Annotated in this window: 15 protein-coding genes and 1 pseudogene; 5 read left to right on the top strand and 11 right to left on the bottom strand. The window is 70.6% G+C overall.

Translation table 11 applies throughout. The features are described 5' to 3' along the window. Nucleotides 1–2: 2 nt before the first annotated feature. From mqnC to ACZ5C2_RS26780, 3 genes are all read right to left on the bottom strand, one after another. Complete coding sequence (gene mqnC / locus ACZ5C2_RS26790) at nucleotides 3–1,202, bottom strand: cyclic dehypoxanthinyl futalosine synthase (RefSeq protein ID WP_468795934.1); 1,200 nt, start codon at nucleotides 1,200–1,202, stop codon at nucleotides 3–5. A gap of 78 nt (nucleotides 1,203–1,280) precedes the next feature. Next, a complete protein-coding gene (locus ACZ5C2_RS26785) occupies nucleotides 1,281–2,015 on the bottom strand; it encodes a prepilin peptidase (RefSeq protein ID WP_468795931.1) in 735 nt (244 codons plus the stop codon). A gap of 13 nt (nucleotides 2,016–2,028) precedes the next feature. Beyond that, the gene (locus tag ACZ5C2_RS26780) at nucleotides 2,029–4,986 is read right to left on the bottom strand and encodes a BTAD domain-containing putative transcriptional regulator (protein WP_468795928.1); all 2,958 of its coding nucleotides are present in this window, start codon (nucleotides 4,984–4,986) and stop codon (nucleotides 2,029–2,031) included. Between the two features lie 235 nt (nucleotides 4,987–5,221). Between ACZ5C2_RS26780 and ACZ5C2_RS26775 the strand changes: the two genes are divergently transcribed. The 5 genes and pseudogenes from ACZ5C2_RS26775 (at nucleotide 5,222) to ACZ5C2_RS26755 (ending at nucleotide 8,197) form a co-directional block, all read left to right on the top strand. Beyond that, complete coding sequence (locus ACZ5C2_RS26775) at nucleotides 5,222–5,854, top strand: hypothetical protein (RefSeq protein ID WP_468795925.1); 633 nt, start codon at nucleotides 5,222–5,224, stop codon at nucleotides 5,852–5,854. A 26-nt stretch (nucleotides 5,855–5,880) separates the two neighbouring features. Further along, nucleotides 5,881–6,921, top strand: coding sequence for a hypothetical protein (locus ACZ5C2_RS26770; protein ID WP_468796614.1), 1,041 nt, complete (start codon nucleotides 5,881–5,883; stop codon nucleotides 6,919–6,921). A 231-nt stretch (nucleotides 6,922–7,152) separates the two neighbouring features. Then, nucleotides 7,153–7,668, top strand: a pseudogene (locus ACZ5C2_RS26765) (Scr1 family TA system antitoxin-like transcriptional regulator). Between the two features lie 8 nt (nucleotides 7,669–7,676). Beyond that, a complete protein-coding gene (locus ACZ5C2_RS26760) occupies nucleotides 7,677–7,874 on the top strand; it encodes a DUF397 domain-containing protein (protein WP_468795922.1) in 198 nt (65 codons plus the stop codon). After that, nucleotides 7,871–8,197, top strand: coding sequence for a hypothetical protein (locus ACZ5C2_RS26755; RefSeq protein ID WP_468795919.1), 327 nt, complete (start codon nucleotides 7,871–7,873; stop codon nucleotides 8,195–8,197). The genes ACZ5C2_RS26760 and ACZ5C2_RS26755 overlap by 4 nt, the downstream gene beginning before the upstream one ends. Nucleotides 8,198–8,278: 81 nt before the next feature. Here the strand turns inward: ACZ5C2_RS26755 and ACZ5C2_RS26750 are convergent, their stop codons facing one another. The 8 genes from ACZ5C2_RS26750 to ACZ5C2_RS26715 form a co-directional block, all read right to left on the bottom strand. After that, complete coding sequence (locus ACZ5C2_RS26750; RefSeq protein ID WP_468796611.1) at nucleotides 8,279–8,728, bottom strand: Tad domain-containing protein; 450 nt, start codon at nucleotides 8,726–8,728, stop codon at nucleotides 8,279–8,281. A gap of 11 nt (nucleotides 8,729–8,739) precedes the next feature. Beyond that, on the bottom strand, nucleotides 8,740–9,165 hold the full coding sequence (locus tag ACZ5C2_RS26745; protein WP_468795916.1) for a TadE/TadG family type IV pilus assembly protein: 426 nt from the start codon (nucleotides 9,163–9,165) through the stop codon (nucleotides 8,740–8,742). Then, nucleotides 9,166–9,615 (bottom strand): TadE/TadG family type IV pilus assembly protein, encoded by a 450-nt coding sequence (locus ACZ5C2_RS26740; protein WP_360404516.1) that lies wholly within the window; start codon nucleotides 9,613–9,615, stop codon nucleotides 9,166–9,168. Between the two features lie 23 nt (nucleotides 9,616–9,638). Beyond that, nucleotides 9,639–9,890, bottom strand: a complete 252-nt coding sequence (locus tag ACZ5C2_RS26735) for a hypothetical protein (RefSeq protein WP_360390482.1) — start codon at nucleotides 9,888–9,890, stop codon at nucleotides 9,639–9,641. Nucleotides 9,891–9,954: 64 nt separating this feature from the next. Beyond that, nucleotides 9,955–10,866 (bottom strand): type II secretion system F family protein, encoded by a 912-nt coding sequence (locus ACZ5C2_RS26730; RefSeq protein ID WP_468796608.1) that lies wholly within the window; start codon nucleotides 10,864–10,866, stop codon nucleotides 9,955–9,957. Nucleotides 10,867–10,880: 14 nt separating this feature from the next. After that, nucleotides 10,881–11,840 (bottom strand): type II secretion system F family protein, encoded by a 960-nt coding sequence (locus ACZ5C2_RS26725; RefSeq protein ID WP_468796605.1) that lies wholly within the window; start codon nucleotides 11,838–11,840, stop codon nucleotides 10,881–10,883. A 104-nt stretch (nucleotides 11,841–11,944) separates the two neighbouring features. Then, nucleotides 11,945–13,249, bottom strand: coding sequence for a CpaF family protein (locus ACZ5C2_RS26720; protein WP_468795912.1), 1,305 nt, complete (start codon nucleotides 13,247–13,249; stop codon nucleotides 11,945–11,947). Further along, complete coding sequence (locus tag ACZ5C2_RS26715; RefSeq protein WP_468795909.1) at nucleotides 13,246–14,097, bottom strand: hypothetical protein; 852 nt, start codon at nucleotides 14,095–14,097, stop codon at nucleotides 13,246–13,248. The genes ACZ5C2_RS26720 and ACZ5C2_RS26715 overlap by 4 nt, the downstream gene beginning before the upstream one ends. Nucleotides 14,098–14,108 lie beyond the last annotated feature (11 nt).

Raw genomic sequence — 14,108 nt, 5'->3', positions numbered from 1 at the left:
CGTCAGTTGGGGGCGAGGAGCTTCAGCTCCGGGTGGGCCGTGCCGCCCTCGATGGCCGTGGAGGAGATGTGGGAGACCACGCGGTCGTCGACGGGGTCGTTGGCCGGGTCGTCGTGCACGACCAGGTGCTCGTAGGTGGTCGACCGCTGTGCCGGGACCCGTCCCGCCTTGCGGATCAGGTCGATGATCTCCAGCCGGTTGGAGCGGTGCCTGGCACCGGCTGAGGAGACCACGTTCTCCTCCAGCATGATCGAGCCGAGGTCGTCCGCGCCGTAGTGCAGGGAGAGCTGGCCGATCTCCTTGCCGGTGGTCAGCCAGGACCCCTGGATGTGGGCCACGTTGTCGAAGAACAGGCGGGCGATGGCGATCATCCGCAGATACTCGAAGAGCGTGGCCTGGGTGCGGCCCTTCAGGTGGTTGTTCTCGGGCTGGTAGGTGTACGGGATGAACGCACGGAATCCGCCCGTGCGGTCCTGCACGTCACGGATCATCCGCAGGTGCTCGATCCGCTCGGCGTTGGTCTCGCCGGTGCCCATCAGCATGGTGGAGGTCGATTCGACACCGAGGTTGTGCGCGATCTCCATGATCTCCAGCCAGCGCTCGCCGGACTCCTTCAGCGGGGCGATGGCCTTGCGCGGGCGCTCCGGCAGCAGTTCGGCGCCGGCGCCGGCGAAGGAGTCGAGCCCGGCCTCGTGGATCCGGGTGATGGCCTCGTCGACCGGCACCCCCGAGATCCGGGCCATGTGCTCGACCTCGCTCGCCCCCAGGCTGTGGATGACGAGCTGCGGGAACTCCTTCTTGATGGCGGCGAAGTGCTGCTCGTAGTACTCGACGCCGTAGTCCGGATGGTGACCGCCCTGGAACATGATCTGCGTGCCGCCGAGCTCGACCGTCTCGGCGCAGCGCCGCAGGATGTCGTCGAGGTCGCGGGTCCAGCCCTTCGCCGTGTCCTTCGGGGCCGCGTAGAAGGCGCAGAACTTGCACGCCGTGACGCACACGTTCGTGTAGTTGATGTTCCGCTCGATGATGTACGTCGCGATGTGCTCCGTGCCGGCGTACCTGCGCCTGCGGACGGCGTCGGCGGCGCCGCCCAGTGCGTGCAGCGGGGCGTCGCGGTAGAGGGCGAGGGCCTCTTCGGGGGTGATCCGCCCACCGGCGGCGGCACGGTCGAGGACGGTCTGAAGGTCGGCCTTCTCGGTCACCGGCGTCCCTTTCGCAAGGTTCGTAAGGGTTGTGGACGGACCGATCCAGCGTACGTCAGCCGCCTGCGCCGGTGGACGTCAGGCCGCGTACGCGCCGATGAGCAGCCCCGTGAAGGCACCGCTGATCAGGAACGGGCCGAACGGGATCGACGTCTTGCGCCCCGCCTTCCGGGCGACGACCAGCGCGCCCCCGTACAGCGCCCCGAACACGAACCCGGCGAGGGTGCCGAGCATCACCGTCGGCCAGCCGTACCAGCCGAGTACGGCGCCCGCGCCGAGCGCCAGTTTCACATCGCCGAAGCCCATGCCGCCCGGGTTGATGAGGAACAGCACGAAGTAGCCGGCGCCCAGCGCGAGCGCGCCCAGCAGGGCGGTGGTCCACTCGCCGGCGTGCTCGGGGGCGAGGGCGGCCGGGCCGAGCAGGACGAGGGCGGTCCCGGCGAAGGGCAGGGTGAGCGGGTCGGGCAGCCGCTGGACCCGGAAGTCGACGACCGCGAGGAGCACGCCGACGGGCGCGAGCAGCAGCCAGACGCCCAGTTCGGGCCGGGTCCCGGTGGCGGCGGCGAGGGCGGCGCAGACCAGGGCGGTGACGACGGCGGGAGCGGCGCCCGACCCGTACGGCGGGCCCGCGCAGGGTCCGCACCGCGCGGGGCCGAGCCAGCCGTTCACCGGGTGCCCCGCCGGGCACGCCGTGCGCCAGGCCTCCCCCGGCGGGGCCGAGAACCGGTAGGCCGCGCGGGGCAGCACCGCGCCGGCCGCCGCGCCCCACAGCGCGGCGACGGCGATCAGCGAGACGTACAGGCCGTCGGTCATCCTTCCGGACCGCTCATCCCGCCGCCGCGACCGCGTCGCGCCAGGCCGGCAGCAGTTCGTCGAGCAACGCCTCGGTACGCGGCGGCAGCCCACGGGCTCCGCTGCGGCCGACGAGGTCGGCGGCGAGGGCGCTGAGCCGCTCGGGGTCGTCGAGGGCGTGGGTGGCGCGCAGCAGTTCGTTCCACAGCCGCTCGTCGGCCGGGGCGGTGCGCAGCGCGGCGTTCAGCGCCTCGATGGCCTTCTCCGCCCGGTCCTTCACCATGTGGAAGTCGGCGAGCGCGAGTCCGGTGTCCGCGACGAGCAGCGGGAGCTGGGCGTCGACGATCTCGTGCGTGAGCCAGCGGTAGCGGGCCGCGGGCCGGTCGGCGAGCAGCGGCCCGCGCACCAGCACCAGCGCGTCGGTGAGCAGCCGGCCGCGCACGGCCCGGCTGTCGACGCCCTTGCCCTGAGTCGCCTCGTGGTACAGGGACCGCAGCACGTCCAGGTCGGAGACGACCGACTTGGCGAGGGTGAGCCGTCCGGTGGCGTCGGTGCCGAGGCGGGGCGTGCCGTCGGGGTCGGTGCCGAGCCAGGCGCGCAGCCGCTCGACGAGCGACTCGCGGACGTCGTCGGTGACCCCGCGCGGCCACAGCGCGGAGGACAGCACGCGCGGGTGCACGCCCTCGCGGTGCAGGAGCAGCAGCGCGAGCGCCTCGTGGAGCAGCGCGCTGCGCTCGTCGTCCGGGGTGTCGAGACCGATGATCTCGTACGGTCCGACCATGCGCGCGTACACGGCCGGCCTGCCCTGCTCGCTGATGTCGACGAGGAACGGCGGTGTGTCGCCGGGGCCGTCGGGACCGTGCTCGGGGTCGGCGTCGGTGAACAGCTCGACGACCGCGCGCTGCTGGGGGGCCGGCAGGAGCTGGGCGTCGAGTTCGAGCCCGAGGAGGGGTGCCAGCAGTTTGCCCTCGCCGGTGATCTCCATCTCCCAGGCGGCACCCGGCAGTTCAGTACCTCCGGTGCCGACGAGGTAGCCGATGCCGAGTCGGCTCGCGTCGGCGGCGAGTTCGGCGAGGGTGACGGCGTCCTCGGCGGACGGTTCGGCGGCGAGCAGCACGAGGTGCGGGGCCCAGCGGGTGTGCTGGGCGGGCCCGGTGCGTCCGGTGAGCACGGAGTCGTGCCCGGCCGCGCCCAGGGCCCCCCGCCGCTGTCGCGTCTCGGCCTCCATGGTCTCGATCAGCGCCTCGACGCCGTCGAGGTGGCGCAGCCTGCTGGGGGCGAGCGGGGTGAGGTCCTCGCCGAATCCGACGAGGGTGATGGTCATCCGGTCCGACCAGCCGTTGGTGGCCAACTCGGCGGCGACGGAGGCGAACACGGCGGCCCGGTCGGCCTCGCTGCCGCTCAGGGAGACGAGGCCGGGGACGGACTCCAGGTTGAGCAGCAGACGGGAGTCGTCCAGCGTGCCGAGGCTGACGAGGCCCGGGTAGGGAGCGGCGGTGTCCGTGTCGTCGTACCGCTCGGCATCGTCCTTGGCGAGCTGCCAGAACGTCTCGTCCTGCCCGAGCTGCCAGGGCGCCGGGGGCCTCCCGGACGGCTGGGCGAGCTGGAGGTGCAGGTCACCGCTGCTGAGCCAGGCCGCGTACACGGTGGGCAGCGGGCGGGACTCGCCGGCCAGCGACGCGGCGAGCCCGCGCAGCGACCGGTCGAGCAGCCGCACGCCCTCGGGGTCTGCGCCGACGAGCAGCGCGTCCTGCACGTCCAGGGCGTCCCCGGCCGGTGTGGGCGGCTCCATCCCGCGCCGCCCGCCGATACCACCGAACGCCGACTGCCACAGCGCCTGGCGGCGCCGGTGCCCGAGCGCGCCGAGGAGACCGGCGGCGAGCAGGGGCGCGGCGAGCAGGGCTTCGGGGAGGCCGAAGGAGGAGGAGTCCTGGGCGGCGGGGGTGGCGTGCTGTTCGGCGGGCTGCTGGTGACCGGCGTTGTCGTTCGCGGGTGCGGGCGCGGGGGCGGGCCGCTGCTCGGGCACGGAGACCTGGGCCGCGCCGCTGCCGCTGCCGCTGCCTCCGCCCTGCGCGTGGTCCCCGGTCCTGTCGTAGTCGCGGATCTGCTGCTGCACCTCGGGCGAGACCTCGGGCGCGTCGTCCGGCATCTCGACGAGGTCGCCGCCGCGTGCGTCGCCGGGCATCTCCATGATCCAGCCGGGCCGGATCAGGCTGGCCTCGGACAGCTTGGAACCGTCGGGCTGCGTACGGTCCTTGTTGAGATCGAAGATCTCCTTGTACCGGCGTCCGTCGCCGAGGTGCCGCTCGGAGATCTCCCACAGGGAGTCGTGGTGACGTCCCTCGGGCGGCTGGATCCGGTAGAACTTCGTGTCGCCCCGCTGCTTGGCGCTGCTGCCCGCCGCCGCTTCGGCGTGCGACGCCTGCTCGGCGAGGGCGGCGGCGGTACCGGCGGCCTGCTCCTGCTGCTGGGCGAAGAGGCCGGGGGTCTGCTGGGCGGCGGCCACGGTGGGCCGCTGGTTGCCCTCGATGCTCTGCCCCAGCTGTCCCAGCCCCGGCGTGAAACTGGCGGCGGTGGCGCCGACGAGCAGCAGCGCGGCGACGAGTTGCCGGGCGAGCAGCTGACTGGGCCCGGCGCCGGGCACCCGCCCCGGTACCCCGACCCCCGACAGCGCGGCCTTCATCTCGACGAGCACGCAGGCGGTGAACTGCGCCCAGGCGAGCCAGACGACGAAGGTCAGGATGCCGAGGAAGGTCCCGACGGAGATGTCCTGCTTGAGCCACTCCATCGGCTCGAACGTCTCCGGGAGCGGCCAGCCGGCGGTCACCGCCAACGCGAACGGCACCCCGACGAGCAGCACGAGCAACGCCACGAAGGCGAAGAACGCCTTGACGAAGTCCCCGAACGACCGCCGCCGCAACCGCACCGGCTGCGGTGTCCGGTTCCTCGGAGCCGTCGAGCTGGACGGGCTGGGACTGCGGCGTCGCGGCATGGCGGGTGTCCTGGGGTCGTGTGGGAGGAGGGTCTGCTGGGCTACGGAGATCCTATTGACTCGAACGGCCCCAGTCGAAGGGCGGCGCCACTCCCTCTCCCCGTCCGCCGTTGGCGACAGCCACGGCACACTCCCCACCTCGCCACACAATCCGCTGATACCTCACAACTACCCATGTCCCGCCCCTGATAGCTTCGTTCTCCGTTGCACACAGCCGACATCAGGGGGAACGTCCGTGGCCCGCCGAGCCTTCACCACAGCCGCACTCACCATGACGACAGCCCTGCTCCTGTCCGCCTGCGGCGGCGCCGATTCGCCCTCGGACGACATCAAGGGAGCGGACACGGGGTCGGAAAGCCCGTCGGCATCGGCATCGGCCTCGTCCGACGTGAAGCGCCCGGAGATCACCCTCCCGAGCAGTTTCAAGCTCACCTTCGAGAACTGGACGAGCAGCGACCCGGACGAGCAGACCGTCCTCAACGACGGCAAGGAGCAGCTCCGGGCGGGCTACGCGGCGATCATCGCGAACGACCCCGGCAGCCAGGCCCTCGCCTTCTACGACACGGAGGCGGGCCTCTCCCAGGACCAGAAGTGGGTCAGGTCCTACACGGAAAAGAACGTCACCGTCGTCGGTGAGCTCCCGGTGTTCGATCCCAAAGCCGAACTCTTCGCCAAGAAGACGAAGGCACAGCTCAGATACTGCACGGACGAGAGCAAGGCGCGGACCAGGCACCGCAAGACGGGTGAGGAGGTCGGCAACCCGGCGGGTACCGCTCCGAAGGTGGCCTACACCGTCACCATGCAGAAGAACGCACAGGGCGTGTGGCAGACCGTCTCCACCACCTCCAAGAGGAATGGCTGCTCCTGATGAGGCGCCGCGTCGAGCTGTTGGCCATGGCTGTCGCATCAACCGTGACCGTCGCGCTCGCTGCCACGCCGGCACAGGCGTTCGGGGCGGGGGACACCAAGGATGACACCAAGGGCAACACCAACGGAAACGGAAGCCTCTCCGCTTCCGCCTCGAGCATCCGGATCTCGTACCCGAGCGGGAAGGTCGGCGGCGACAAGCAGGGGAGCCTCGCCGCGATCGACCCGAACTGGAAGCCTCCGGCGTGCTGGTACGAGCCCGCTTTCACACCCGAGCAACTCAAGGAGTTCGTTGACACGGACGGCGGCGGCGACGTCGGCATCCATGAGTCGTGGTTCGGCAAGGAGCTGTGGACCGACCACTACAGGGACGGCGAACCGGCGGACAACTTCGATCTCCACGCGCCCACCAACAGCACCGCCGAGGGCTACAAGGACTACAACGTCGGCAAGGGCGGCTACTTCTGGCGGGGCATCGCACCTGATGCCAGTGATCCGAAATCGTGGGACTGCGGCCGCGTCATGTTCTGGGTCCACGCCGGAGAGATCCCGGACGACCCGAACGCCCCGACGCCGAAAATGCTCGCCGAGTACGCCTTCAACGAGGTCGAGGTCCCGGAGACCGAGATCGAACTCAAGCCCCAAGCCAAATCCACGGTGAACCTGCCGACCTGGGTCTGGCTGGACAAGGGCACCTTCAAGGAGGTCACCGTCCGCGCCGAGCTCCCGAACACGGGCCTGTGGGCGGAGACCACCGCCAAGCCGGTGACCCTCCGCCTGGACCCCGGCACGGACGACGCGGAGACCTACCCGGCCTCCGGCGACTGCGAGATCAACGACGACGGCTCCATCGGCACCCCGTACGCCAAGGGCGACGCCGACAAGGCCCCGCCCTGCGGCATCCGCTACCTCCGCGCATCGACAGGCGACCCGTACCGACTGAAGGCGTCGATCACCTGGCAGATCTCCTGGGAGGGCACGGCAGGCGCGAACGGCGACCTCCCCGACGGCACCTTCGAGACGACCCAGGACATGAACGTCCAGGAGATCCAGTCGATCAACCGCTGAGCTCTGCCCTCAGCGGCACATCCGCCCGTCCGATCGGCGAACACAGCGTCCGGACCGGTCACTCGCATGGCCCGGCTTGCCCGGGCCCCTGAGCTGCTCCGGGTCGGAGCAGGCGTTCACCCTCACGCGGATGTCGTCCGTGACCTCAAGGGGCCCGGCGTCCGCGAGAGCCAGGACGAGCTCGGCGAGCGAAGCCGGCGACCAGTTCGCCTCGGCGCCGACTCCCTACAGATGAGCCAGATCGAGTCCGGTGTCGCGGGTGTGAGCGAGAAGCGCGTACGTCGCCACGCGGCGCACTACGCCTGTACGGACGAGGAGTTGATCGACGCACTCGTCACGATGGCTACCGATCGCACGCGTGGATGGTGGGAGGAGTACCGGGAAGTGCTGCCCTCGGTGTTCCTGGACACCGCCGAGGTCGAGCACCACGCCACGACCCTGCGCGAGATCGTGATCACGCATGCAACTCCGTCAGATCTTGGCGCAGCTCGAGGACGGTCACGCGACCGTACGCGTCGTCCCCACCCACCAGGACGGCTTCGCCGGTGCCGACGCCTCGATGAGGCACGCATGCGGTCCCCTTCCCCAACCCGACACCGTGCTGCGGGACTTTCCCACCGGAACCGCCTTCATCGACGCGGAAGCTCAGCTGAATCAACTGCGAACCTGTTCCGTAAAGTGGAGAGGGCGTCGCTGGACCCCGCAGCTTCGCTGGATGTCATCCACCACGTGACCAAGGAACTGTGAGACGAGCCATGACCGAGCCCTTGCACTGGCGTAAGTCCTCGTTCTCCGGTGGCTGCGACGGCAATACCTGCGTGGAGATCGCACCGCTGCGCACCCGAGTCGCCATACGCGACTCCAAACACCCCGCCCACGGCCCCCTCTCCTTCCCAGCCCTCCCTTTCGACACCTTCATCGAAGCCCTCACGTCAGGCGGTGCACCGGCATGAGCAAAGGAAAGAGCGACCTCGCGCTTCCGCTGACCGAGATGGAGGACTACGGGCGCCGCCTGCGGTCCCTCAAGAAGCGGATGAACCACACCAAGAAGCTCTTCGAGTCCTACAGGGACGACATCGGCGACGGCAGTGTCAACGACGCTCTCTCCGACTTCGAGTCCAACTGGGAGGACGGCCGTGAGGACATCACCCAGCAGCTCGACGCGCTCGCCGGTATGTCCGACGCCGTGGTGCGCGAGTTCAAGAAGCTCGAGGACGAGCTCACCAAGCAGGTCAACGAGAAGATGAAGGTCGAGGACAAGCGCGAGAAGAAGTGAGCCGGGCTCCGGCCCGCGATCAGACCGGGGCCGGTACACGCACTCGGAGCACCACCGCTGGGGCGGAGCCGGGCGCGGGCGTCAGCCCACCTCGTTCTCCGCCACCGCCTGCCCGCGCACCACCACGTCCCCGCCGTAGAACATGCCCGTGAAGACCGGCGCGTACGTCAGCTGCACCTCGACCTCCACCGCCTCCACCGTCGCCGCCACGCAGCGCGTCCCCGCGATGTCCGGACCGGACATGTCCATCTCGCGGGCGAACGCCTTCACCCGGGCGTCACAGTTCTCGTAGTTGATCGGCGCCGGGCCGCCCACGTCGTCGTACAGGGCCTCGCGGTCGATGTCCTGGGCGGCGTAACGGGCCGCCTGCTCCGCGATGTCCGCCGCACGCTCCCGCTTGGAGATGGACATGCCGCCGTCGATGACGAACGCCGCCAGGGACAGGAAGACGAGCGCGAAGATGATGACCGCGCCGGCACCCGAGCCGCGGTCGTCCAGCCGCGTACGGCGGTCCGAAACCCATGCCTGCATACGTGCCGGTCTCACGCCGTCCTCCGGTACGGGTCCAGCGGCGAGCTGAAGCTCGCGGTCAGGGTCGTCGGGATGTCCAGGCCCAGCATGGCGAGACCCCGTACCTCGCAGCTCACCTCGACCGTGAAGATGGTGTCCGGCTCGAAACCCTGACTGGTCTGCACGACGGACACCGGACCGGAGCAGATGTCCGTGAGGTTCGCCTCCGCCGCCGCCCGCGCCTCCGCCATCGCCGTGCCGTGGTCCTTCTGGATCGAGCCCGCGCGGGCCGCGTCACGCGCCGCACCGTCCAACGCGCCGCGTCCGTCGACCATTTGCCCGAAGGCCACCAGGACGAGAATGAACATGATCATCACCGGTGCGAGGATGACCACCTCGATGGTGGACAGCCCACGGTCGTCCATTCCCGGCCGTCCGTCCCCCAGGGGGAACCCCATCTAGTTCTCCCCCTCCTGCACGAACCGCTCCACCGGCCCCACCGACTGCGCGTGCACCGTCAGGTCCAGGCCCGGGAACACCGTCGGGATGCGTGCCGTGATCTCCACACCCACCGTGTCCTGCTCCGGCTGGAGCATCTTCACGTCGGGCCCCAGCACCAACTGCGGGCCGAGCTGCTGGATGTAGCTGTCCACCACGCCCCGTGCCTCGCCCCGCCAGCCGCCCGGCTGGGCGTCCGCCGTCGCACGCGCCTTGCGCGCGCCCGCCTGCGCCGCCGCCTGGGCGACGTGATCGGCGAAGAAGTACAGCGCGAACTGCACCGTCGCGAAGATCATGAAGAACAGGACGGGCGTGAGGAACACGAACTCGATCGCGGTCATGCCGGACTCGCCGCGGGCGGAGGCGGCCTCCACCCGTCGGCGTACCCAGCGACGTACGCGCACCTGCATCCCCGTAGGAAACGTGAGGGCCGTCAGCAGGTACCGCTCGCGTTGGCGCCCTTGATGCAGTCGCCGACCTTGTTGGCGCCGTCGCTCAGCGCGGCGTTGATGATCGCGGCCACCACACCCACGATCGCCACGACGACCGCCGAGATGATGACCCACTCCACCGCGGAGGCACCGCGGTCCAGTTCGCCGGAGCGGGCACGCTCCACGCGGGCCCGCATGAAGGTGACCAGGAAGTCCACGGCAGGAATGCCGGTGTGGAAGGTACGTCCGTTCATGACGCGTTGTCCTCTCGAATTCGGTTCACGGAAGTTCTGACGTACGGCGCAGGGGTCGCGGTTCTCACACCTGGAACACCCTCATCGCCGCCGGGAAGATCAGGAACACGAGGAACCCCGCGCACAGCAGCAGCTGCGCCACGAGCATCGACTGGGACTTCTCACCCGCGCTGCCCTCGATCTCGGCGAGTTCGCGGTGCCGCATGGTCTCGGCGCGGGAGGCGAGGGACTCGCGCACCTTGGCACCGTCGTCGGCGACCAGCGCCAGCGACGCGGAGAGGTCCTTGAGCTCCTCCACGCCCAGCTCCTCACCCAGCTGCCCCAGCGCCTGCCACTGGCTGATGCCGGTGATCCGTGCGTCGGCGAGGGCGCTGCGGATACGCTGTGCCGCCCAGCCGTCGGACACCTCGGCCGCCGCCATCAGCGCCTCCGGCAGACCCCGGCCGCCGGCCAGGCTCATCGACACCAGGTCCAGATACGCGCCGATCACCCGCCGCAGATCGCGCCGCTTCTCGGCGGCGTCCCGGCGTACCTCCAGATCGGGCAGGAAGAAGAACAGCGCCGCGCACAGCAGAGCCATCCACACCGGGATGACCGGGCTGTCGGCGAGGGCGAGCGTCCAGACGATGGCGAAGAGGAACGGCCCGAAGAACAGACCCGCCACAGCCAGCAGCACCTTTGTCGCCAGGAACTTCTCCCAGCTGCGCCCCAGGACGGCGAGGTCGGCGCGCAGCGAACGCTGCTCCCACCCCTGCTGCAGGTACAACTCGGCGATACGTGCGCCGACTTCGGCGCGCAGCGAGCCGAGACGGCCGGTGTCCTGCGCCCCCGTACGGGCCGACTCGTACGCCGTTCCACGCGCCCGCATGGCGTCGATCCGGGCGACCTGGGAGATCGCACTGCGCTTGGTCTGCATCAACGCGCGGACCAGGACGAAGATGCCCAGCCCGATGACCGCGCCGACGACGACCGGCATCGTCAGTTCGTCACTCACCGGCGTACCCCCTCTTCCGGCTGGAACGGCGCCTGCTGCCGGTCCGGCACGGCATCGGGCGTGCGCGGACGCACGAACAGCACCGCCGGCTCGTCGCGCACCAGGAACCGCTCGGGCGTCTCGATGGTGGACAGCTTGCGCAGCCACCAGAAGCCGAGCGCGAACAGACCGCAGACACAGGCCAGTACGAGCTGTCCGACCGCCGTACCGTACGGCTCGACGAACTCCCGGTTGAAGATGGACAGTCCGAGCACGAACGCGACCGACACGGCGACGACGATCTGCACCGACCGCCGGGTGGAGGAGCGCTGCGCCATCACGCGCTGCCGCATGTCGACCTCCTCGCGGGCCGACTTCGCCAGCGCGCCCAGCACCTGCCGCAGACCGGGGCCGCGCAGCCGGGCGTTGAGGATGAGGGCGGCGACGATGATGTCGGCGGAGGCGTCGTCGATCTCGTCGGCGAGCTGCTGGAGCGCCTCGGCCAGCGGAGTGCGGGAGCGCAGCCGGTCGACGAGCGCGTCGAGGTGCGGGCGCAGCACGGGAGCGGCGGCGCGCGCGGACGCCGGGATGGCCTGCTCAAGGCCCACCGCGCCGGCGATGGTGTCGCGCAGCGACTCGGTCCAGGAGGCCAGCGCCTCCACGCGCCGCATCGCGGCCTTCTCCTCCGCGGCCCCGCCGAAGAGGCGGTCCCAGAAGAAGACGAGGACGGCGGCGGCGATCCCGGCGACCGTCCAGCGGGTCAGCAGCAGCACGGCGAGACCGACGAGCGCGGCGAGGGAGCCGCGCCGGCCGGCGAACCGGACCAGCTCGTTCGCCCGCTCGCTCGCCTTCTGCTTCTCGTGCTCGGGCTTCGCGGGCAGTCCGCGTACGGCGACGGCGAACAGGGCGAGTCCGCCGCCGACCGCGACACCGGACGCGAGCGCGTACAGGACGGTGGTGGAGAACAGGCCGCCCATGGCGCCGAGCGAGTCGAGCGAACCGGTCGCGGCGAGGTCGGTGAGGTCTGTGGTCGCGATCTCGGTCGCGGTCGCGATCTCGGTCGTAGCGGTCACCGGTTCACTCACCCCCACGTTCCGCTGGGCCGGTAGCCGTAGGCCATCAGTTCCTCCAGGCAGGCTATGGGGGCGTGCGCGGTGACCCGACCGTCGGAGGCCTGAGCGAACACCTCGCTGGACAGCACGCGTCCGTCGACGCCGTTGACCTCGCGCACGGAGGTGACCATGCGCTGGAGACGGCCGCCGCTCTGGTACTCGTTGCGCCGCTGGATGAACACGACGAAGTTCACCGCGCCCGCGATCAGCATCTGGCTGGCCTCGATGGGCAGCCGCTCCGTCGCCTGCAGGGCGTAGGTGGAAATACGGTTGAAGACCTCGCTGGAGCTGTTGGCGTGGATCGTGGACAGCGAACCGTCGTTGCCCTGGGACATCGCGTTCAGCATGGTCACGATCTCGTCGCCGAGCACCTCACCGACGATGACGCGGGAGGGATTCATACGCAGCGACCGGCGCACCAGCTCCGCCATGGAAATGGTGCCCTGCCCCTCCGAGTTGGGCAGCCGCTCCTCGAACGCCACGACGTTGGGGTGGAGGTCGGGGAAGGTGTCGAGGCCGAGCTCCAGCGCCCGCTCGACGGTGATGAGCCGCTCCTGCGGCGGGATCTCGTTGGCGAGGGCACGCAGGAGCGTCGTCTTACCGGCGTTGGTCGCACCCGCGATCATGACGTTCTTCCGGGCACGGACGGCACAGGCGAGGAAGTGGCCCAGCTCCGGGGTCAGCGTCCCGTTGCCGACGAGGTCGGAGATGAACACCTTGCCCATGCGCGCACGCCGGATGGAGAGCGCGGGCCGCCGCGTCACGTCCATGACGGCCGACAGACGCGAACCGTCCGGAAGCCTCAGGTCGAGCTGCGGGTTGGCGGAGTCGAAGGGCCGCGACGACAGACCGGAGTACGCGCCCAGCACCTGGATCAGCTCGACGAGTTCCTCATCGGTCTCGGCGACGGCGTCACCGCGCACCTCACGGCCGTCCGAGTAGCCGACGAACACCTGGTCACAGCCGTTGATGTCGATGTTCTCGACCTCGGGGTCGTCCAGCAGCGGCTGGAGCCGCCCGACCCCGAACAGCGCGGCGTGCACGGCGGCCGCGTACTGCTCCTCGGTCTCGGCGTCCGGCGGCGTTCGGCCCGCGTTGATCTCCGTGCGGGCGTACTCCTCCAGTATCTGGGCGATGACGGCACGGGCGTACTGCCGCTCGTCCTCGGTGGACATCGGCGTGACGCCGGCCACCTGGTCGAGGCGGCGCTGTTCGGCGATCCGGTCGCCGGCTTCCTGACGGAACCGCTTGACCAGCTGATGGTCGACGGTCATCGCCCGGCTCCGTGCGCCTGGGGCGGCTGCTGGGCCTGCGCCTGGACCGTCCACGCGGCGCCGTACTGCTGGTACACGTCGGCCGTCACCTTGCGCGCGGAACGGATCAGCAGCGACTTGTCGAGCCGCCCGCGCCGCCGCCCGGCCAACTGCTCGGCACCGGCCGGGTCGTCGGCGAGGGTGCCGACCACCCGGGCACCGGTCTGGGCGTGCACGAGCATGTCGTTGACCTGGGACGCGAGCTTGGCCGCGTTACCCGTGTCGGCGATCAGCACGACGCCGATCACCGGGTTGCCGAGTGCCGCCGCACCGCGCGGCCCACCGTGCAACTTGCCGGCGAGCGCGGCGGCCCGGTCCCGTACGCGCGCGAGCGCCTCGGGCTCGGTGCGCGAGAGAAGCAGGACGAGGGAGGCGTGCGGGAACAGCTCCACGGCCGGAGTGTCCCCGCTGATCCGCCCGCAGTCGGCGATGACGTCGGCGGGCGCGTGCGGGGAGTCGGCGAGCGAGGCGAAGGCGTGCCCGAGCGTCGGCCACAGCCCGGCGAGCCCTGCGGCCTGCTCGGCGATCCCGAGTCCGACGAGCACCTCGAGCCCACCGCTCAACGGCTGGACGTGATCCCAGAGTTGATCGGGCACGAGCCCGCGGCGGGCGGTCGCGGCGATGGACAGCATCCCGGTGTTCGGATTCAGCGGCCCGCCGTGCGCGGCGGCACTGCGGTACACGAGGTCGCCGCCCGCCGGGTCGGTCTCGGCGAGCAGCACCCGCCGCGGCCAGACCGCCGCGAGGGCGACGGCCGCGGTGGTGACGCCGGGGGAACCCTTGTCGGCGGCGAGGGCGATGAGGGCCATGGGTCGGGTGC

This window comes from Streptomyces sp. NPDC031365, from assembly GCF_055569765.1.
This window is presented reverse-complemented; position numbering and strand designations above follow the sequence as displayed.